Origin of the sequence: Pseudomonas sp. J452 (assembly GCF_024666525.1) — a bacterium.
In the GTDB taxonomy this organism is placed as follows: Bacteria; Pseudomonadota; Gammaproteobacteria; order Pseudomonadales; family Pseudomonadaceae; genus Aquipseudomonas.
The window spans coordinates 4,098,060-4,117,046 of sequence record NZ_CP088294.1; the positions used below are offsets into that span (position 1 = coordinate 4,098,060).

At 63.0% G+C, this 18,987-nt stretch carries 15 protein-coding genes; 3 read left to right on the top strand and 12 right to left on the bottom strand.

Features of this window, described 5'->3' with window-relative positions; translation table 11 throughout:
• Positions 1-28 precede the first annotated feature (28 nt).
• Positions 29-796 (top strand): dienelactone hydrolase family protein, encoded by a 768-nt coding sequence (locus LRS11_RS18605; RefSeq protein WP_260494340.1) that lies wholly within the window; start codon positions 29-31, stop codon positions 794-796.
• Positions 797-824: 28 nt separating this feature from the next.
• On the opposite strand, the gene LRS11_RS18610 is transcribed toward LRS11_RS18605, so the two are convergent.
• From LRS11_RS18610 to LRS11_RS18650, 9 genes are all read right to left on the bottom strand, one after another.
• On the bottom strand, positions 825-1,334 hold the full coding sequence (locus tag LRS11_RS18610) for a hypothetical protein (protein WP_260494341.1): 510 nt from the start codon (positions 1,332-1,334) through the stop codon (positions 825-827).
• An 81-nt stretch (positions 1,335-1,415) separates the two neighbouring features.
• Positions 1,416-3,890 carry a hypothetical protein gene (locus LRS11_RS18615; protein WP_260494342.1) on the bottom strand — a complete coding sequence of 825 codons (2,475 nt, stop codon included), beginning with the start codon at positions 3,888-3,890 and terminating at the stop codon, positions 1,416-1,418.
• A 53-nt stretch (positions 3,891-3,943) separates the two neighbouring features.
• Complete coding sequence (locus LRS11_RS18620) at positions 3,944-4,873, bottom strand: hypothetical protein (protein WP_260494343.1); 930 nt, start codon at positions 4,871-4,873, stop codon at positions 3,944-3,946.
• Positions 4,870-5,454, bottom strand: a complete 585-nt coding sequence (locus LRS11_RS18625; protein ID WP_312026983.1) for an RNA polymerase sigma factor — start codon at positions 5,452-5,454, stop codon at positions 4,870-4,872. The genes LRS11_RS18620 and LRS11_RS18625 overlap by 4 nt, the downstream gene beginning before the upstream one ends.
• A 113-nt stretch (positions 5,455-5,567) precedes the next feature.
• A complete protein-coding gene (locus LRS11_RS18630) occupies positions 5,568-7,334 on the bottom strand; it encodes a vWA domain-containing protein (RefSeq protein ID WP_260494345.1) in 1,767 nt (588 codons plus the stop codon).
• Between the two features lie 82 nt (positions 7,335-7,416).
• Entirely contained in the window at positions 7,417-8,856 is a 1,440-nt protein-coding gene (locus tag LRS11_RS18635) for a PLP-dependent aminotransferase family protein (protein WP_260494346.1), read from the bottom strand.
• Between the two features lie 205 nt (positions 8,857-9,061).
• Positions 9,062-9,871 carry an OmpA family protein gene (locus LRS11_RS18640; RefSeq protein WP_260494347.1) on the bottom strand — a complete coding sequence of 270 codons (810 nt, stop codon included), beginning with the start codon at positions 9,869-9,871 and terminating at the stop codon, positions 9,062-9,064.
• Entirely contained in the window at positions 9,868-10,140 is a 273-nt protein-coding gene (locus LRS11_RS18645) for a DUF4398 domain-containing protein (RefSeq protein WP_173211667.1), read from the bottom strand. Before LRS11_RS18645 ends, LRS11_RS18640 begins: the two co-directional genes overlap by 4 nt.
• A 91-nt stretch (positions 10,141-10,231) precedes the next feature.
• The gene (locus LRS11_RS18650) at positions 10,232-11,059 is read right to left on the bottom strand and encodes a substrate-binding periplasmic protein (protein WP_260494348.1); all 828 of its coding nucleotides are present in this window, start codon (positions 11,057-11,059) and stop codon (positions 10,232-10,234) included.
• A 258-nt stretch (positions 11,060-11,317) separates the two neighbouring features.
• On the opposite strand from LRS11_RS18650, the gene LRS11_RS18655 reads away from it, so the two are divergent.
• Entirely contained in the window at positions 11,318-12,247 is a 930-nt protein-coding gene (locus LRS11_RS18655; protein ID WP_260494349.1) for an alpha/beta fold hydrolase, read from the top strand.
• Positions 12,248-12,303: 56 nt separating this feature from the next.
• On the opposite strand, the gene LRS11_RS18660 is transcribed toward LRS11_RS18655, so the two are convergent.
• Entirely contained in the window at positions 12,304-13,233 is a 930-nt protein-coding gene (locus LRS11_RS18660) for an electron transfer flavoprotein subunit alpha/FixB family protein (RefSeq protein WP_182833477.1), read from the bottom strand.
• Positions 13,234-13,983, bottom strand: a complete 750-nt coding sequence (locus LRS11_RS18665) for an electron transfer flavoprotein subunit beta/FixA family protein (RefSeq protein ID WP_160490859.1) — start codon at positions 13,981-13,983, stop codon at positions 13,234-13,236.
• A 325-nt stretch (positions 13,984-14,308) separates the two neighbouring features.
• Between LRS11_RS18665 and LRS11_RS18670 the strand changes: the two genes are divergently transcribed.
• Entirely contained in the window at positions 14,309-15,973 is a 1,665-nt protein-coding gene (locus LRS11_RS18670) for an electron transfer flavoprotein-ubiquinone oxidoreductase (protein WP_260494350.1), read from the top strand.
• Between the two features lie 610 nt (positions 15,974-16,583).
• Here LRS11_RS18670 and LRS11_RS18675 read toward each other — a convergent pair.
• Positions 16,584-18,971: an RND family transporter gene (locus LRS11_RS18675; RefSeq protein ID WP_260494351.1), complete on the bottom strand. Its 2,388-nt coding sequence runs from the start codon at positions 18,969-18,971 to the stop codon at positions 16,584-16,586.
• Positions 18,972-18,987 lie beyond the last annotated feature (16 nt).

Sequence of the window (18,987 nt, forward strand, 5' to 3'; positions counted from 1 at the left end):
GGCTTGCACCTCGGTACCGACAGCGGACATGCGCAGGCAACAAGCCATGGGACTGGTTCGCCAGCACGGCTGGCAGAGTATCGAGATCGACACGCCGTCTTTTGCCCTGCAAGCCTTCACCCCTGCACACCTCACCCGCGAGCGACACCTGACGCTGTATCTCGAAGGCGATGGTTTTGCCTGGCTCAACCGTAGCCAACCCTCAAGCGATCCGACTCCGCTCAATCCGCTCGCCTTACACCTGGCGCTGGCTCAGCCGGCTGGCAATGCCGCCTACCTGGCACGCCCCTGTCAGTTTCTGGCAGCTGACCGTGGCACCTGTGCGCAACGTTACTGGACCGATGCGCGCTTCGCCGAAGAGGTGGTCGCCAGCCTAGACCTGGCCGTCAGCCAGCTGAAAGCCAGCGCCCATGCCAAGCAACTCACCCTGGTCGGCTACTCCGGCGGCGCGGCACTGGCCCTGTTGCTCGCCGCACGCCGCGACGATGTGCAACGAGTTATCAGCGTGAGTGGCAATCTCGACCATGCGGCCTGGACCCGTCACCACAAGGTCCAGCCATTGCGCAGCTCGCTCAATCCGGCAGACCTGCGAACCAGGCTGGTGGAAATCAAGCAGGTGCACCTGGTGGGCAGCGCCGACCTGGTTACCCCATCTGAACTGACCGAAGGCTTTGTCGCCGGCTATCCGAGCCGAGCCACGGCCAAGGTCTGGGTTCTGCCTGGCTACGATCACGCACACAACTGGGCTGAGAACTGGCCAGAGCTTTGGCGCCGCATAGAAACCAGTACGCCCTGAACAGGGATGGCGTTAGCCGAAAACACAGCTAGTTGCGGAACTCGAACTGCAGCTCGGCACCTTCCACCGAATCCCAGTAGTCCTCGCTCTGGTCATTGGTGATCAAGCGACCATTGAGCTGGAACGGCCCCGGTTCAGTTGGCTTTTCCACGAACAACGGTGGCAACAAAGGCTCTGCCGGTAATTCCTCTAGCGGCTCGAATTCCATCTGCTCGACCAGTTCGGCCGGCAGACGCAGATCGAGTTTGACCGGTGGTAACGGCTGGGGTTTGACCGGCGGCACCTTGGCGGGGGCGGGTTGGTTCTTGTGCGGCTGGCTCTGCGTTGCAGCAGGTTTGGCGCTGACGGCCGGCTTGCTGGCAGCCGCTGCGGTGATGGCTGGTTCTGCCGGCACACTGGCCGGCGGTTCGCTCGCCGGAGCGGGCACTGCCTCGGTGCGCGACGGGGTCGGCAGCGGCGCGGGGGGTTTGGGTGGTTCGTCGCAGGCCGCGAGCAGGCCCAGCGCCAGCACCAGAGCAGTTAAACGAAAAGCTGTCATGGAAGGCAGGATCGAAACAGGACGCCTTATGCTCACCCCTGCCCGGCGTTATGGCAAGCAGAGCGCCTTGCCCTGATATTGCTAGCTAAGGCGCCAGGGCTGCAGATGGCTGCTATCCAGGCGCTGCCACTGGCCGGCCCGCACGAGTTCCTCCGGTGGCAGCCACAGCGCACCACGGGCCTCGAACTCGACCGAGGACAACGCCAGCAGCTGGCTCAGCTCGATGCGCCGTGCCTGCCATTCGCCGGCCGAGTCCTCATGCTCCCAGTCGCTCGGCAGTACGCGCAATTCGATACCGCCGACGTCGAAACCGAGGAACTGTGGCATGCAGCCGATATGGCTGGCCGTATCGCGCAGGGTGCGCTGCTGTACATCGAGCAGCAGCAGGTGCCACTGATCGGTGTCGACCCGCTCGCTGGCTTCCATGCGCCGGATATAGCGAGTCAGGGCCAGGTAGCGGCCATCCTCCGACCAGATCAGCGACGGCCCCAGGTTGGCCAGGCCCAGGCCGGAAGCGGTCAGTAAACAGCCACCGCCGCGTGGATGACGCTCGCGCAGGTAATGATCGAAAAACTCGCTCTGCGCGCCGAACAGCCACAGTGCATCACGGCCGCCCGGCGCCGGCAGGACGAAGTCGCCATCGGCATTGGCCACCTGAGATCGCTCGACCAGGCGCCAGTTCGGCAGCGCCTGCAGATCCTGTTCAACGACGCGCAGATCCAGTGGCTGATAATAGGGCCGCGTGCTGGCATCCCCCTCGACAAAGCGCGTGGCGCGCTCGGCGGCCGGGGCGGCCTGGTCGAAACGGCGCAGCGGCGTATCGTGCTCATCCCGGCCGAAGCGCCCGAGCACCTCGGCCAGGCGCAGCACGCCGCCACGGAAATCCAGTAGACGCGCCACCAGCGGCTGCCCGGCGTAAGCCAGCAGGCGGCGCTGCTGCAGATCGGCCACATAGACCCGATGCGCCACCGCCGGCGCCTCGGCAAAGGCGACCAGAGCCAGGTAGCGGCCGCAGTCGGAAACCCGGTGATCGAGCAGCCACTCGCCCTCCAGCTGCCAGTCGCCGATACGGCAGGCATAGGCGCCCAGGCGACCGTCCTGGCTGTCGCGGCGCCAGTCGAAGCGTGCTGCGACCTCGCCGAGCAGCGGTTGGCTCAACAGCCCCGCTTCACCGCGTACGCCCTGCCCCGCCAGCGGCTGCAGCAGGGTCAGGCGGCTGCGGCGGTATTCGCCGAGCAGGATGCGCCCCTCGCCATCGTGGCCCACGCCAACCTCGTTATCGCTATAGGTACTGTGCAGGCTGTAACCAAAATGCAGGTGATCGAGATAGGGCGCGTTGAAGCTGCCGGCCAGTTGCAACTGCTCCTGATCCAGGCAAATCGGCGCCTCCCAGAACAGATCCGGCTCGTCTTCGGCCTGGACCCAGCCGGCGGGCAGTTGCTGCCAGCCCTGGTCGGCCTGCCATAGCCACAGCGCGCGCGGCCAACGCCGGGTGGCGGCCAGGGTGATGGCGTGGCAGATCAGGGCCTGACCGTCGGCACGCCACAGCGGCTGCTCGTCGGCATCGATCAGCAGTTCGCTCAACGCGCCATCGATCTCCAGGCGCAGGGCCGGGTAACGCAGCAGTTCGGTGGGGTCGTCCAGCTCACGCAGGTTGTCCGGCAGGTGGCTGATGCCACGCAGGCGATGCTCGCCGGCCGGCGCGGGGAATGCCTTGTCCGCCGACGCCTGGTGCCAGCCTGGTTCCAGCCACAGGTCGCGTACCGCCACCAGATCGACGCCCTCGCTTTGCGCCAGCAGGTCGGCCAGCTGCATGCGATAGCCCTGGTTGCCCACCAGCGGGCTGTGCCGACCGCTGATGGCCTGGTCGGTGAACTCGTCGATTTCCCAGAACTCGCCGATCTCGGCATTGCGGTACACCCGCCGTTCCTGCCGATCGAGGATCAGCAGACCCCAGCCCTCGCGGCTCGGCAAGGGCGCGGCAAAGTAGCGGCCGCTACTGGAAAAGCGCACAGAGGAACCCAGGCCGTCGAGCAGCACGCCATCGGGAAACAGGTAGGTGCCGTAGGTCGGCCCGCCCATGGCGATCTCGCCCATGGACAGACAACGCACCGGCTCGCCCTCAGGAGTCAGCAGATCATCGCCATGCCAGGCGCTGGCCCCGCGCTGCGCGGGCGCCTCGATCGGCTGCGGCTTGGCCTTGGCCAGCCCCAGGTAGCGCTCGTAGCTGCTCACACAAGCCATGCCGACCAGCAGCAGAATCACGCAGACCGGAATACCCCACCAACTGGACATCCAGTTGAACACGGAAAAGCTCAAGCCGATGACCGAGGCAGTCAGCAACCAACTCAGCGCATTGGCAGTTTTCAGCCAATTGAGCCGGGCGCACAGGCCGCTCAGCAGGCCGAACGACAGCACCACAGCCAGCGCCACCAGAGGATGCAGCAGGGCCACGGCTACAATCGGCACGATCAGCTTGGCCAGTTCCCAGAGCAACATCAGGACGATCTTGCTCAGCGATGCCTTGGCCTCTTCCGGGGTTTCTTCGTACGACACGGCGCGGCTCCTTGCGCGAGAAGGAGCCGCATTTTAGCCGTACGTCAGCGCCACTAGCGGGAACTGGCCGGCTTTTCCGTCTCGCCCTGCAGACGCTTGAGCTCGGCGTCCAGATCTCGCTGCGGGTATTCCTGCTTGAGCACCGCCAGCAGCCGATCAGCGTCGGCGTGCATACCCTCCTGACGCAGACGCAGCACATTGTGCAGTTGCAGCTCCAATGGCGGCGCCTCGTCAACAGATGAGTGCCCGAGGGTCTCCGCCAGTTGATCCTCGCTCAGTGAGTCGCTCAGCCCTCCACCTGCCTGCGCCTGTGCATGGTCCTTGTCTCGCGCCTCGGAAGCGGCCTTGGCCTTGGCAAACGCCTGGGCGGCGGCCTGGTCTCGAGCCTTTGCACGAGCCATATCCGCTTCGACTGGCGCCGCGGCGGAATCGGCCAGGGCCTCGGCCGGCGGCGCTGCGGCCGGCTTGGCCGGTGCTGCCTGAGGCTGCAGAGCTGTAACCGGCGGGGAGGCCCTGTAGGCCACGTTGGGGGCGACCGCTCCGGCCATGGACTCGGCGGCCTCGGCCTTCTTGCTCGCTGCCTCGGCTTTTTTGTACTCCACCTCGGCAGACGGCTGGTGAGCTTCGCGGGCCACCTGCGGCGCCATTTCACCCAGCATGGGTGCTGCCGGCGCCTCGGCAGCGACCGGCGCGGGTATATCGTAGGCAGTGGGCGCCTGTTCCTGGGTGCGCCAGGTCAGGCTCAGGCTGATGCCCAGCGTGGCCAGACCGGCAAACGCCACCGACCAGCGGGTACGGCTGCCGCGGCCGAACAGCCAGCCATGCAGGCGCTGGGCGGCGCTCGGCGTAGCCGGCACGACGGCCTGGCGGGCGGCGGCAAGGATCAGCGCATCCACGGCGGCAGACGGCTCACCCTGGCTGTGCTGGCGGTAATGCTGCAGCAGTTGCTGTTCCTGCTGCAGGTCTTTGTCTTGGGGGCTCATGCGGATACCTCCTCGGCCGAAGCCGGATCGGCCAGCAGCCGACGCAACTTGTTCAACGCGTAACGCAGACGACTCTTCACGGTTTCCGCCGGGGTCTGGGTGAGGTCGGCGATCTCGTGCAGTTCCAGATCACCATGGGCGCGTAGCAGGAACACCTCCCGCTGCTCCTCGGGCAGGTCGGCCAGGGCTGCCTGCAGGCGCTCCTGGTCACGACTGAGCAGCAGTTGCTGCTCGGGGCCGGGGCCCGGATCGGCGCTGGCGTGCTGCTGCTCGTCGTACTCATCGAGCTTTCCCTGGTGGCGACCGGACTTGCGCCAGTGGTCGATCAGGCGGTTACGCGCGATCTGGTACAGCCAGGTCTTGAACAACACCGCCTCGCGTTGCTCGCTGGCGCTGCGGATCAGGCTCATCCAGGTGTCCTGGAACACCTCCTCGGCCAGGGCATGGTCGCCACACAGGCCCAGCAGGAAACGAAACAGGCCGAGGCGATGGCGCTCGTACAGCTGCGCAAAGGCCCCGGCATCACCTTGGCGATAACGCCGCAGCAGCGCGGCGTCATCGTCCTTCATGGGTAGGTTCAAGCACGTATGCTCATACATGTGAATGGAGGCTCGGGCAAAACTGAGCGAAGCGCCCCTGACTAGGCGCTTCGCCGCAGGCAGTAGACCGACTACGACAAGGCGGAGCAACAACGTCAGGGCAGTTTTGCATGGGCCTCCGGAGTTTGCAGGCTTTGCGCCAGTTCGACCAGCTGTACGAACTCGGCACGCAGGCCGTAGCGGTCTTCACCCTTGGCTCCACGGGCCAGCTTAGCGCTATCCGCCAGGCCGAACTCGCCGGTGTACTTGCCCTCTTTTAGCTGCTGGGCGAAGGCGGCCACGGCGGCGGCGAAGCGCAGGTCCTCGCTGGCCTGGGCGATCGGGGTCACGCCCTCGCCCTTATCGATCGGCACCTCAACCAGTTTGCTGCTGCCGCCCTCTGGCGCCTTGTAGCGCAGGCGCAGCCAGGCGATCTCGCCGGGTTTGCCCGCGGCCTTGCCGGCCTCGGCGTAGCGCAGCGGCTCCAGCCAGCCCTTGGCGCCGACCGGAACGATTTCATACAGCGCGGTAACCGTATGCCCGGCACCGATCTCGCCGGCGTCGATCTTGTCGTTGCTGAAATCCTCGCGCTTCAGCGCGCGGTTCTCGTAGCCGAGCAGGCGGTATTCGCTGACTTCGGCCGGGTTGAATTCGACCTGGATCTTCACGTCCTTGGCCACCACGGCCAGGGTCGAGCTGAGCTGATCCACCAGCACCTTGCGTGCCTCGCGCAGGTTGTCGATGTAGGCGTAGTTGCCGTCGCCGGCGTCGGCCAGCTGCTCCATCAACTGCTCGTTATAGTTATCGGTGCCGAAGCCCAGGGTGGTCAGCGACACGCCGGTCTTGCGCTTGTCGGCGGCCAGCTGCTTGAGGGTTTCGAAGTCGCTGATGCCGACGTTGAAGTCGCCATCGGTAGCCAGCAGGATGCGGTTGATACCGTCCTTGAGCAGGCCCTTCTGCGCTTCCTGATAGGCCAGCTGGATACCCGATTCGCCAGCAGTGGAGCCGCCGGCGCTGAGCTGGTCGATGGCCGCGCGGATCTTGGCTTTCTCGCTGCCGGCAGTGGACTCCAGTACCACGCTGGAGGTGCCGGCATAGGTGACCAGGGCCACGCGGTCCTGCGGGCGCAACTGATCGACCAGCAGCTTGAGGGTGCTCTGCACCATCGGCAGGCCTTCGCGGCGATCCATGGAGCCGGACACGTCGACCAGGAACACCAGGTTGGCCGGCGGCAGGTCGGCGGCCTGCATATCGGAGGCCTTGATCGCCACCCGTAGCAGGCGGGTCTGCGGGTTCCACGGTGAGCTGGCTAGCTCGGTGCCAACGCCGAATGGGGTGTCGCCACTCGGTTGCGGGTAGGCATAGGGGAAGTAGTTGACCAGCTCCTCCAGGCGCACCGCCTCCTTGGGCGGCAGGCTGCCGTCGTTAAGGAAGCGCCGCACGTTGGCGTAGCTGCCGGTATCGACGTCGATGCTGAAGGTCGACACCGGCTGCTCGGCCACGGCATGCACCGGGTTGTCGGCGACTTTCTGGTACTGCTCGCGGTACACGTCCTGATAGCCAAACTGGGCGCTGTCGGCCAGCGGCGCCGGCGCGATCATCGGCATGCTCTGCGGCATCATCTTGCGCGCCTCCATGGCGCCGGCGACGCTGACCGCTTCGGCCTTGATCTTGGCCGGCGCGCGATAGGCTGCATTGGCGTCCACTTCTTCATGCAGCACGTGCTGCTGCACGACCGGTTCGATCGGTTTGGCCGCGGCTTTTTTCTCGGCGTCGCCAGGGGCGTCGTTATTGGCGGCACTGCAGGCGGCCAGCGCCAGAGCCAGGCCGGCGCTGAAACCGGCGAGCAGGGGTTGGCGGATCAGGGTGCTGAGGTCGGACATGATGGCGGTCTCCTGGGGCGAAAGGTTCATTCGCTCAGGTAGACGAAGCCATCAAATCATTCGGGTTAAGGCGGGTGAAGAATCAGTGGTTCGCCGCGGCCTCCTGGCACAGCTGCCCGGCGAGCATACCGAGGGTCATCATCGCCCGCTCGGCCTCGCGATTCCACGGCACGCCGCAGGTCAGGCGCAGGCAGTTGTTGAACTGCTCGGTGTTGCTGAAGATCAGCCCCGGCGCCACGCTGATGCCCTGCTGCAAGGCCCGCACATGCAATTCCTTGGCACTGACCCGCCCGGGCAGGCTGACCCAGAGGATGAAGCCGCCATGCGGGCGGGTCATCTGCGTGCCTTCCGGGAAGTACTGCTGCACCGCCAGCTGGTAGGCGGTCATGTTCTTGCGGTACTCCTGGCGGATATGACGCAGATGGCGGTCATAGCCACCATTCTCCAGGTAGGCGGCCACACCCATCTGGGTGACGCTGCAGGCCGAGTGGGTGCTGAAGGTCTGCAGGCGCTCGATCTCGTCCTGGTGACGCCCGGCGATGATCCAGCCGATGCGCACGCCCGGCGAGATGGTCTTGGAGAAGCTTGAGCAGTACACCACCTGATCCTCGCGATCGTAGGCCTTGAGCGCCTTGATCCGGCCAGGCTCGAACAGCAGCTCGCCGTAGATATCGTCCTCGATCACCTGGATGCCGTAGTCGGCGGTGAACTTGAGCAGCTGCTTCTGGCGCTCCTCGGGCATGCTGCCGCCCATGGGGTTGCTCAGCCGCGAAGTCAGCACCAGTGCCTTGATCGGCCACTGGTTGGCCGCCAGTTGCAGGGCTTCCAGGCTCATCCCGGTAGTCGGGTCGCAGGGAATCTCGATCACCTTGAGACCGAGCAACTCGGCCAGTTGCAGCAGGCCGTAGTAGGTCGGCGACTCGGCGGCAATCAGGTCACCGGGTTTGGTCAGCACGCGCAGGGCCATGTGGATGGCATCCACGCAACCATGGGTGATCACCACTTCCGACGGATCGACGACCACTCCGGCATCGCGCATGCGGATCGCCACCTGGCGACGCAGCGGCTCGAAGCCAGGGCTGAACATGTAACTGAAGGCACGCGGGCTGTGGAAACGGGTGACCTTGGCCAACTGCTGGTGCAGCGCCCGCGCCGGCAGGTAATCGACGTGCGGCACGGCGGCGCCCAGCGGAAACACGCCGTCCTGACGCGAGTCGGTGAGCACCTGGCTGATGATGCTGCTGCGGGTGACCAGACTCGGTAGCTCGACCCGCGCGATGTCCGGTGTCGAGGCGGTCAGCGCGGCACTCTGGTGCACGTAGAAGCCGGATTGCGGACGGGCGCGGATCAGCCCCTGGTCTTCCAGATTGGCGTAGGCCTGCAACACGGTGGCGTGGCTGACGCTGAGTTGCGAGCTCATCTTGCGTACCGAGGGCACGCGCTCGCCAGGCTGGTAGACGCCGCGGCGGATATCCTCGGCGAGCTGCTGGGCGATGCGTTGGTAAAGCAACAAACTGGTCATGGCGAACACTCACTGAGTTTCTGTACCAGAACAGTAGCCGAACATGGGCAATATCGATGGGTACAGTTAGCGCTTTTCTCGACCGTACAGCACAGTCGCGCTCGTATAGCGCAGGCAACTGTTCCGCCCGCCCCGCCCGCTGCGCGCAGACAGAAAAAACCCCGGTGCCTCGCGGCTACCGGGGTTGTGTCGAGTCTTGCGTGGCTCAGCGACCGGGTTGCAGCTGGCCGGTTTCATCAGAAAAGACGATCTCCACCCGGCGATTCTGCGCACGCCCACGGCTGGAGGCGTTATCCGCGACCGGATAGGCCTCGCCAAACCCCTTCACGCTGATGCGCTGGCTGTCGATGCCCAGGTCGACCAGCACATCGGCCACGGCTTGCGCGCGGGCACGGGACAACTCGAGGTTTTCCTTGGCATCGCCACGCCCGTCGGTGTAACCCTCGATGCGCACAATGCGCCGCGGGTTGAGCTGGAGGAACTGCACCAGCTTGAGCACCGTACGGTTGGCCGACGCCTTGAGCTCGGCCCGCCCGGCATCGAACAGGACATCGCCCAGAGTCATCACCAGACCACGATCGGTCTCGGTTGCCGCCAGGTTGTTGGCCATCTGCTCATCGAACCACTGGCCGTGTTGCTGCAGGCTGAGCAGCTTGGCTTCGCGCAGGGCCAGCTGCAGGCGCTGGCGCTCCAGCTCCAGTTGGACCGCACGTTCCTGGTTCAGGCTCAGCTCGCTGTGCTGGCTGGCGATAGCGCTGTAGCGCTGGCTGAGATAGGCGTAGTGCAGCACATCATCGTTGCTGCCCCAGTAGCTGGACAGGCGCTGCGCACGCGCCAGGGATTCGCCGGCGCGGATCACGTCCTTCGGCGCACTGCGCAGTACGTCCGGGTTTTCCTTGACCTTCTGGAAGCTCGCTTCGGCGGCAGTCAACGCTTCGACGCTGTCCTGGCTGGCACAGCCACCGAGCAGGGTCAGGGACAGCAACACGCTGGCCAGGCCATGAGTACGGGTCACTGCTGATCTCCCAGTTGCTTGCGCAGACGCGTGATGCGGGTATTCAACTCGTCCAGTTGCGCCTGACTCTTCTGCGTCAGCACCTTGGCCTCGGCCAGGCGCGCATCCAGTTCGGCCTGTTCGGCGAACACCCGGGCTCGCTTGAAATCTTCCTCGCCCATGTTCTTTTCCGCGCGGGCGAGTTTTTTCTCGGCCAGCTGCATTTCGACTATCTGCTCATCGGCACCTACCGCACGGGCCTGTTCCACAGCCTTGACGGTGAGTCCCATCTGGGCGGTCGGTGCAGGGTCGTTGGCACAGCCGACCAGAAGCAGCGAGGCCAGGGCGGCGCTTGCAATTAGCTTGTTCACTGAACGGTTCCTACTCACTCGGCGGGACACTGGCGGGTTGCAGCTGCTGGCTTTTCCAACGCTCAAGATTGCGTTGCAACAAGGTTTCCGGCAGCCCGGTGGCGGTCAATTCTGTCATTTTTTTCGCCAACTGTCCGCGCAGCCAGGGATCGTTGCAGGCGGAGTTGTGCGACAGGGTAAGGAACAGGCCCTCACTGGAAATTGGCGGTTCCAGCGCCTGCAGATCTTCCATCAGACCAAGGGTATTGGCCAAGGCCACTCCGGGGTAGCGTTCGTAGAGCACATATTCGGTGCGCCCGAGCAGCAGTTTCTGGAAGGCCTGGGTCAGGCTGGGCACGCTCTCCAGGGTCAGGTTGGCCTTGGCGAAGGCATCGAACTGCTGGCCGAAGCTGTTGTTGACCAGGGTCCCGCCAACGCGACCGCGCAGGTCCTCCCAGCCGCTGTAAGGAAACTCGTGACCCTTGCGCACCCAGACCATGCTCGGCGTGACATAGAAAGCCGGATGCACGTAATCCATGCTTTCCAGGCGTGGCAAGGTGAGGAAGGCGCCGGCCAACAGATCGACGCGACCGGTGCGCACTTCATCCTGGGCCCGCGACCAGGGACCGGTGTGCATGACCTCAATCTCGACGCCGATCTGCTCGCCGATCTGCTGCAACAGATCGGCATTGGCGCCGATCAGCTTCTGGGGGTTCTGTGGATCTCGCCAGAGGTAAGGCGGGTACTCCGGATTACCTGTCGCCACCAGGCGCTCGCACTTGCCTGCCGCCCCGGCCAGCATCGGGGCCAGCAGACTCAGCAGAAGCAGCGAAGACGTAACAAACGACGGAGCGCGCATGGGCAATGTCCCGGCTTGATGTTCAAAGAGGCATGCGTCATATCTGACAGCCCGGAAGCGTATTAACAGGCTGTTGAAAAACTACCTGCGTTGTCATCGCGGCGTTAAAAACAGGCTCAAAATGCTCATTTACAGCTCGTAAACTGCGCTTTTTCGCCTGTTTTTGCCTTGCGCTGGCTGCCTCGCCAACGTTTTTCAACAGCCTGTTAATGCTAGCCTAAAGCCAACCTAAATAATTATTAGCGATAAGGATTCGCCATGAAAAAACTCCTATTCGGTCTCATTTTACTGCTGGCTGCGGGTGCCGGGGCGCTTTACGTGTCGCCGAGCGCACTGATCGGTAGCGTGCAGCTGGTCGAACGTGGCCTGGCCGGCCTCTCCTCCAAACAAGTCCAGGTCGCTAACGGGCAGATCACCTACTACGAGGGTGGCCCGGCAGACGCGGAGACCATCGTGATGATCCATGGTTTCGGCGCCAATCGCGACAACTGGCTGCGCTTCGCCCGTCACTTCACTGACCGCTATCACGTCATCGCCCTCGACCTGCCCGGCTTCGGTGAAAGCAGCAAGCAGGATGCCAATTATGACGTCGGCTCTCAGACCGAACGCCTGCAGGCCTTTCTCAAGGCCCTGAACATCGAACAGGCCCACCTCATCGGCAACTCCATGGGCGGGCACATTGCGGCGCTCTACGCCGCGCGCCACCCGAAACAGGTTGTGACCCTGGCCCTGCTGGACAACTCCGGCGTGACCTCGCCGAAGAAAAGCGAGATGTTCGAGCGTATCGAGCGCGGCGAACCCAACCCGCTGGTGGTACGCAAAGCCGAGGACTTCGAGACGCTGATGAACTTCGTCTTCGTCAGCCCACCGCCCCTGCCCGACTCGCTGAAGCGCCACTTCGCCGAGCAGTCGATGGCCAATCAGGAGCACTACGACCGAATCTTCGCGCAGCTGCGTGAGCGCTATATCCCGCTGGAGCCGGAACTGCAGAAGATTTCAGCCCCAACCCTGCTGCTCTGGGGTGAGCAGGATCGTGTACTGGACGTGTCCAGCATCGCGGTGATGAAGCCACTGCTGCGCCAACCCAGCGTGGTAATCATGAAGGATTGCGGGCATGCGCCAATGATTGAGCGCCCCGAAGAGACGGCCCGGCACTATCAGGCCTTCCTCGAGAGCAAGCGCTACTAAAAGGCAACAAAAAACCCGCTCGATGAGCGGGTTTTTTGTGGGAGCGGGAAGCTGGCTTACACCAGTTTTTCCAGTTCCGGTACGGCTTCGAACAGGTCAGCGACCAGGCCGTAGTCAGCCACCTGGAAGATCGGGGCTTCTTCGTCCTTGTTGATCGCGACGATCACTTTGGAGTCTTTCATGCCCGCCAGGTGCTGGATGGCACCGGAGATGCCGACCGCGATGTACAGCTGCGGTGCGACGATCTTGCCGGTCTGGCCAACCTGCATGTCGTTCGGTACGAAACCGGCGTCGACAGCAGCGCGCGAGGCACCCACAGCAGCGCCCAGCTTGTCGGCCAGGGCATACAGGTGCTTGAAGTTGTCACCGTTCTGCATGCCACGACCGCCGGAAACGACGATCTTGGCAGCGGTCAGTTCCGGACGATCGGACTTGGCCAGCTCTTCGCCAACGAAGGCGGATTTGCCAGCGTCAGCCGCACCGCTCACTGCTTCAACAGCAGCAGAACCGCCTTCGGCGGCAACCGGGTCGAAACCGGTGGAGCGCACGGTGATCACTTTCACGGCAGCCGAAGACTGCACGGTAGCGATGGCGTTACCGGCATAGATCGGGCGCTTGAAGGTGTCGGCGCTTTCAACGGCGATGATCTCGGAGATCTGATCGACGTCCAGCTGGGCAGCAACGCGCGGCAGCACGTTCTTACCGTTGCTGGTGGCGGCAGCCAGGATGTGGCTGTAGCCCTTGCCCAGTTCGGCAACCAGCGGCGCAACGTTTTCCGGCAGCTGATGAGCGTAGGCAGCGTTGTCGGCAACCAGAACCTTGGCCACGCCAGCGATCTTGGCAGCGGCTTCGGCAGCAGCGCCGCAAGCGGCGCCAGCAACCAGAACGTGGATGTCGCCACCGATTTTCGCGGCAGCGGCAACGGTGTTCAGCGTGGCAGGCGCCAGGGCAGCATTGGTGTGTTCAGCGATAACCAGGATAGTCATTTAGATTACCTTCGCCTCGTTCTTCAGTTTCTCGACCAGTTCAGCCACGGACTTGACCTTGATGCCGGCGCTGCGGGCAGCAGGCGCTTCGACTTTCAGGGTCTTGACGGTGGAAGCGGTGGAAACACCCAGGGCGTCCGGGGTAACCACGTCCAGCGGCTTCTTCTTGGCTTTCATGATGTTCGGCAGCGATGCGTAGCGCGGTTCGTTCAGGCGCAGGTCAGTAGTGACGATTGCCGGCAGATTCAGCGCAACGGTCTGCAGACCGCCGTCGATTTCGCGAGTCACGTTGACTTTGTCACCAGCCACTTCGACTTTCGAAGCGAAGGTGCCTTGGCCGTAACCGGTCAGAGCGCCCAGCATCTGGCCGGTCTGGTTGTTGTCGCTGTCGATGGCTTGCTTGCCCAGGATGACCAGCTGCGGCTGCTCTTTATCAACCACGGCTTTCAGCAATTTGGCCACGGCCAGAGAGTTCAGCTCGTCGTTGGACTCGACCAGAATGGCACGATCAGCACCCAGAGCCAGTGCGGTACGCAGCTGCTCCTGAGCGGTGTTCGGGCCGATGGTGACGACGACGATTTCGCTCGCAACACCCTTTTCTTTCAGGCGTACGGCTTCTTCCACGGCGATTTCGCAGAAGGGGTTCATCGACATCTTGACGTTGGCGAGGTCGACGCCGGAGTTGTCCGCTTTGACGCGAACTTTGACGTTGTAGTCGACCACTCGTTTGACAGCTACAAGAACCTTCATGGATTCCTCGTTACTCTCCGGTGAATAAGAATGTCGCCAAGTCGAGCCTGGCCGGTGATGCAGGTCGGCCGGAACCGACGGTCAGCCCATACGGCGAACGCAAAACCGCCCGTATCTTGACCGCAACGCCTTTTTCGGTCAACACGAAAAACCGCCCTTCCATCCGCCGCCAAGCCTTGTCCTGCCGGGGTTTAACAAAATTCAAACAAACGTTTGTATTGGACGTGCCCGAGGCTGTAGATATAATGCCCACGCGCAGGCCAGAGAAAGCCTAGCCCCAAAGCAAAAATCAATAACACCGAAGAGCCTTGAGTAGGAGATTTCTGTGGAACGCGAATTTATGGAATTCGACGTCGTCATCGTCGGTGCCGGCCCGTCCGGTCTGTCCGCCGCCTGCCGACTGAAGCAGAAGGCCGCCGACGCCGGCAAAGAGATCAGCGTCTGCGTGGTCGAGAAGGGCTCCGAAGTCGGCGCTCACATCCTCTCCGGCGCGGTGTTCGAGCCGCGCGCGCTGAACGAGCTGTTCCCCAACTGGCAGGAGCTCGGCGCCCCGCTGAACACGCCGGTCAAGCGCGACGACATCTACATGCTGAAGAGCGCCGAAGGCGCTATCAAAGTCCCCGACCTGTTCGTGCCGAAGACCATGCACAACGAGGGCAACTACATCATCTCCCTGGGCAACCTGTGCCGCTGGCTGGCCCAGCAGGCCGAGGCCCTGGGCGTCGAGATCTACCCGGGCTTCGCCGCCCAGGAAGCGCTGATCGACGAAAATGGCGTGGTGCGCGGCATCGTCACCGGTGACCTGGGTGTCGACCGCGAAGGCCATCCGAAGGAAGGCTACTACACCCCCGGCATGGAACTGCGTGGCAAGTACACCCTGTTCGCCGAAGGCTGCCGTGGCCATATCGGCAAGCAACTGATCCAGAAGTACAACCTGGACAGCGAAGCCGATGCCCAGCACTACGGCATCGGCATCAAGGAAATCTGGGACATCGACCCGGCCAAACACGAGCAGGGCCTGGTGGTGCACACCGCCGGCTGGCCGCTGGACGTGGTCGGCACCGAGAACACCGGTGGCTCCTTCCTCTATCACCTGGAAAACAACCAGGTGGTGGTCGGCCTGATCGTCGACCTGTCCTACGGCAACCCTTACCTGTCGCCGTTCGACGAGTTCCAGCGTTACAAGCACCACCCGGTGATCAAGCAGTACCTGGAAGGCGGCAAGCGCGTGGCCTATGGCGCTCGCGCCATCTGCAAAGGCGGCCTGAACTCGCTGCCGAAGATGGTCTTCCCGGGCGGCGCCCTGATCGGTTGCGATCTCGGCACCCTGAACTTCGCCAAGATCAAGGGCAGCCACACCGCCATGAAGTCCGGCATGCTGGCTGCAGAAGCGGTAGCCGACGTGCTGCTGGCCGACGGTCAGGGCGGCGACCTGCTGAATGGCTACGTCGATGGCTTCAAGGCCAGCTGGCTGTACGACGAGCTGTTCCGCAGCCGTAACTTCGGCCCGGCCCTGCACAAGTTCGGCCCGCTGATCGGTGGTGGCATCAACTGGCTGGACCAGAACATCTTCGGTGGCAAGATCCCCTTCACCCTGCACGACACCAAGCCGGACTATGCCTGCCTGAAGCCCGCTGCAGAATCGAAGCGTATCGACTATCCGAAGCCGGACGGCAAGCTGAGCTTCGACAAACTTTCCTCGGTGTTCCTCTCCAACACCAACCACGAGGAAGAGCAGCCTTGCCACCTGAAACTGGCCGACGCCAGTATTCCGCTGAGCAAGAACCTGCCGCTGTACGACGAGCCGGCACAGCGTTACTGCCCGGCTGGCGTGTACGAGATCGTCACCCAGGAAGACGGCGAGAAGAAGTTCCAGATCAACGCGCAGAACTGTGTGCACTGCAAGACCTGTGACATCAAGGACCCGGCCCAGAACATCACCTGGATCGCTCCGGAAGGCACTGGCGGCCCGAACTACCCCAACATGTAATTCGAGCCGTAGTGAAAGAGCCGCCGCGAGGCGGCTTTTTCTTGCCTGCGATTTGGTGCGCACCGATATGCCCCTCGCCCGCCATCCGGCAGCGGCAAGCGTGCTGGATAGACGCATACCATCCATGGCGTTAGAGGGTGCGCCGTATGCATTTGATGGCTCCGAGGACACCCTGCCGAGCTGATTGCCGAGCGGGCTGATGGTTTGGGTTTCGCCCACCCGCACGAGTCACTTTCCCTTGCTCGCACAAGAGAAAGTAACCAAAGAGAAGTGCGCCCCGGCATCCGGCCCTGCGCTTCGCTCCAGGTTCCCTCCCTCCGGCGCTGCTCCGGGGGCCGGCTTACAAGGGCCATCCATGGCCCTTTAAGCCTCTCGCCGCATCCCTGCGCTGCGCTCGCCCTGCGGGCCAACCTACGGCTGTTACTCCGCTTCGCTACGTTTCGGCCTCCTGACGGGGACTCGGGCTCCGAGCTGCTTGATGGCTCTTTTTCTTGCCGCTACGCGGATTTGCTTTCCACCCTGCAAACCATGGAGCTGCACACCACACGCTAGTGGTACATCGCCAACAAAAAGGGCTCCCGAAGGAGCCCTCTTGTACAGCGCTACAAGATCAGTGCGCGAACAGCGAACCACCGACCTTGCCGGCGAGTTTCTCCGGTTTGATCAGGAAGCGCGCCAGGGCTGGCAGCAGCCACAGGGCACCGAACATGTTCCACAGCAGCATGAAGGTCAGCATCAGACCCATGTCGGCCTGGAACTTGATCGCCGAGAAGATCCAGGTCACCACACCGATGGCCAGGCACAGACCGGTGAACAGTACGGCCTTACCGGTGGACTTCAGGGTCTGGTAGTAGGCTTCCTGCAGGGTCATGCCGGCACGCAGGAAACTCTCCAGGCGGCTGTAGATGTAGATGCCGTAGTCGACACCGATACCCACACCCAGCGCGATCACCGGCAGGGTCGCCACCTTCACACCGATACCCAGCCAGGCCATCAGGGCGTTACCCAGGATGGAGGTGAGGATCAGCGGCAGGATGATGCACAGCATGGCGCCAAACGAACGGAAGGTGATCAGACACATCACCGCCACGCAGACGTACACCAGCACCAGGATGATCAGCTCGGACTTGGCGATGACCTCGTTGGTTGCCGCCTCGATACCGGCGTTACCGGCTGCCAGGATGAACTCCAGGCCGTCCTTGTTGTGCTCCTTGGCGAACTCCTGAGCCACGCCCACGGCGCGCTTGAGGGTTTCCGCCTTGTGGTCGTTGAGGAACACCAGCACCGGCGCCAGCGAGCAATCGGCGTTGTACAGGCCATCGGCACGCGCGATGGAGTTGTTCAGCACGTCCGGGTTGCGCGACAGGGTTTCCCATTTCAGGTTGCCCTCGTTCATGCCCTTGATCACCTGCTTGGACACGCTGACCATGGAAATGGCCGACTGCACGCCCTCGGTGTTCTCCATGCGCCACATCAGCTCATCCATCGGCGCCAGGGTGCCGTGGGTCGAGCAGCCTTCGTTCGGCGTCTTAACCATCACCACCAGTACGTCGGAACTGGTCGAATAGTTGCTGATGATGAAGTTGTTGTCCTGGTTGTAACGCGAGTCCGAACGCAGTTCCGGCGCACCCTGATCGAGGTCACCGATCTGCAGGTTGGCCTTCTGGTACCAGAAGCCACCAATACCCGCCGTCAGCGCGATGACTACCGAGATCGGCGCCACCACCGGATGGGCGAAGTTGGACAGCAGGCGCCAGAACGGATGCTCGCGGCAGGCGTCCTTCTTGCTGCGCTCGACCGCCTTCTTGCTGATACCGATGTAGGAAATCGCTACCGGCAGCAGAATCAGGTTGGTGAAGACGATCACGCCGACACCGATGGAAGCGCCAATGGCCAGCTCGCGGATTACGCCGATATCGATCACCAGCAGGGTGATGAAGCCGACGGCGTCCACCAGGATGGCAATCATCCCCGGCAGGAACAGCTGGCGGAACGTACGACGTGCGGCGGTCAGGGCGTTGTCCGCATCACTCGATTGCAGGGCGATACCGTTGATCTTCTGCACGCCATGGGAAATACCGATGGCGAAGATCAGGAACGGCACCAGCATCGAGTAGGGGTCGAGACCGAAGCCGACCAGGTGCATCAGGCCCAGCTGCCAGATCACCGCGATCAGGGTGGTCGAGACCACCGAGATGGTGGAACGGATACACCAGCTGAACCAGTACAGCAGGACCAGGGTGATGACCAGGGCGATACCGAAGAACGCCACGACCATGATCAGGCCATCGATCAGGTCACCGACCTTCTTGGCAAAACCGACAATGTGGATCTGCACATTGGGGTTCTGTGCCTGGAACTTGGTGCGGATCTTGTCTTCCAGCTCGTGGGAGAACTGGCGATAGTCGAGCTTGAGCAGCTCGCTCTGGTTTTCCGGGTTCGGGTAGGACTCCAGCAGCGGCACATCGACGATGCTGGACTTGAAGTTGTTCGCCACCAGGCGACCGACCTGACCGGACTTGAGCACGTTGCCGCGCAACTCTTCCAGGCTCTGCGGCGAACCGTCGTAGGTCTGCGGGATCACTTCGCCGCCATCGAAGCCCTCTTCGGTCACCTCGGTCCAGCGCACGCTGGGACTCCACAGCGACTTCAAGCCGGAACGATCGACGCCGGAGATGTAGAACACCTCGTCATGGATCTGCTTGAGCGTCTCCATGTATTCCTTGCTGAAGATGTCACCATCCTTGGCTTCCACGGAAATACGCACGGTATTACCGAGGTTGGCCAGGTCGTTGCGGTGCTCCATCATCTTCTGGATGAAGGGGTGATCCAGCGGAATCATCTTCTCGAAACTGGTCGAGGGACGAATCATCGAGGCCTGCCAGAGCAGGAGCGCAGTGACCAGCAGACAGAGCGTGATCACTATCGGCCGGTTGTTGAAAATCAGGCGTTCCAGAAAGGTTGCCTTGTCCTGGTGATGGTTACTCATCGTACTCATACCCTAAAAAGCCCGG

Bases quoted from the DNA above. Each gene is read 5' to 3' on its own strand.
- LRS11_RS18605 (WP_260494340.1), top strand. From the start codon at position 29: ATGCGCAGGCAACAAGCCATGGGACTGGTTCGCCAGCACGGCTGGCAG.
- LRS11_RS18610 (WP_260494341.1), bottom strand. From the start codon at position 1,334: ATGACAGCTTTTCGTTTAACTGCTCTGGTGCTGGCGCTGGGCCTGCTC.
- LRS11_RS18620 (WP_260494343.1), bottom strand. From the start codon at position 4,873: ATGAGCCCCCAAGACAAAGACCTGCAGCAGGAACAGCAACTGCTGCAG.
- LRS11_RS18630 (WP_260494345.1), bottom strand. From the start codon at position 7,334: ATGTCCGACCTCAGCACCCTGATCCGCCAACCCCTGCTCGCCGGTTTC.
- LRS11_RS18635 (WP_260494346.1), bottom strand. From the start codon at position 8,856: ATGACCAGTTTGTTGCTTTACCAACGCATCGCCCAGCAGCTCGCCGAG.
- LRS11_RS18645 (WP_173211667.1), bottom strand. From the start codon at position 10,140: ATGGGACTCACCGTCAAGGCTGTGGAACAGGCCCGTGCGGTAGGTGCC.
- LRS11_RS18650 (WP_260494348.1), bottom strand. From the start codon at position 11,059: ATGCGCGCTCCGTCGTTTGTTACGTCTTCGCTGCTTCTGCTGAGTCTG.
- LRS11_RS18655 (WP_260494349.1), top strand. From the start codon at position 11,318: ATGAAAAAACTCCTATTCGGTCTCATTTTACTGCTGGCTGCGGGTGCC.
- LRS11_RS18660 (WP_182833477.1), bottom strand. From the start codon at position 13,233: ATGACTATCCTGGTTATCGCTGAACACACCAATGCTGCCCTGGCGCCT.
- LRS11_RS18665 (WP_160490859.1), bottom strand. From the start codon at position 13,983: ATGAAGGTTCTTGTAGCTGTCAAACGAGTGGTCGACTACAACGTCAAA.
- LRS11_RS18675 (WP_260494351.1), bottom strand. From the start codon at position 18,971: ATGAGTACGATGAGTAACCATCACCAGGACAAGGCAACCTTTCTGGAA.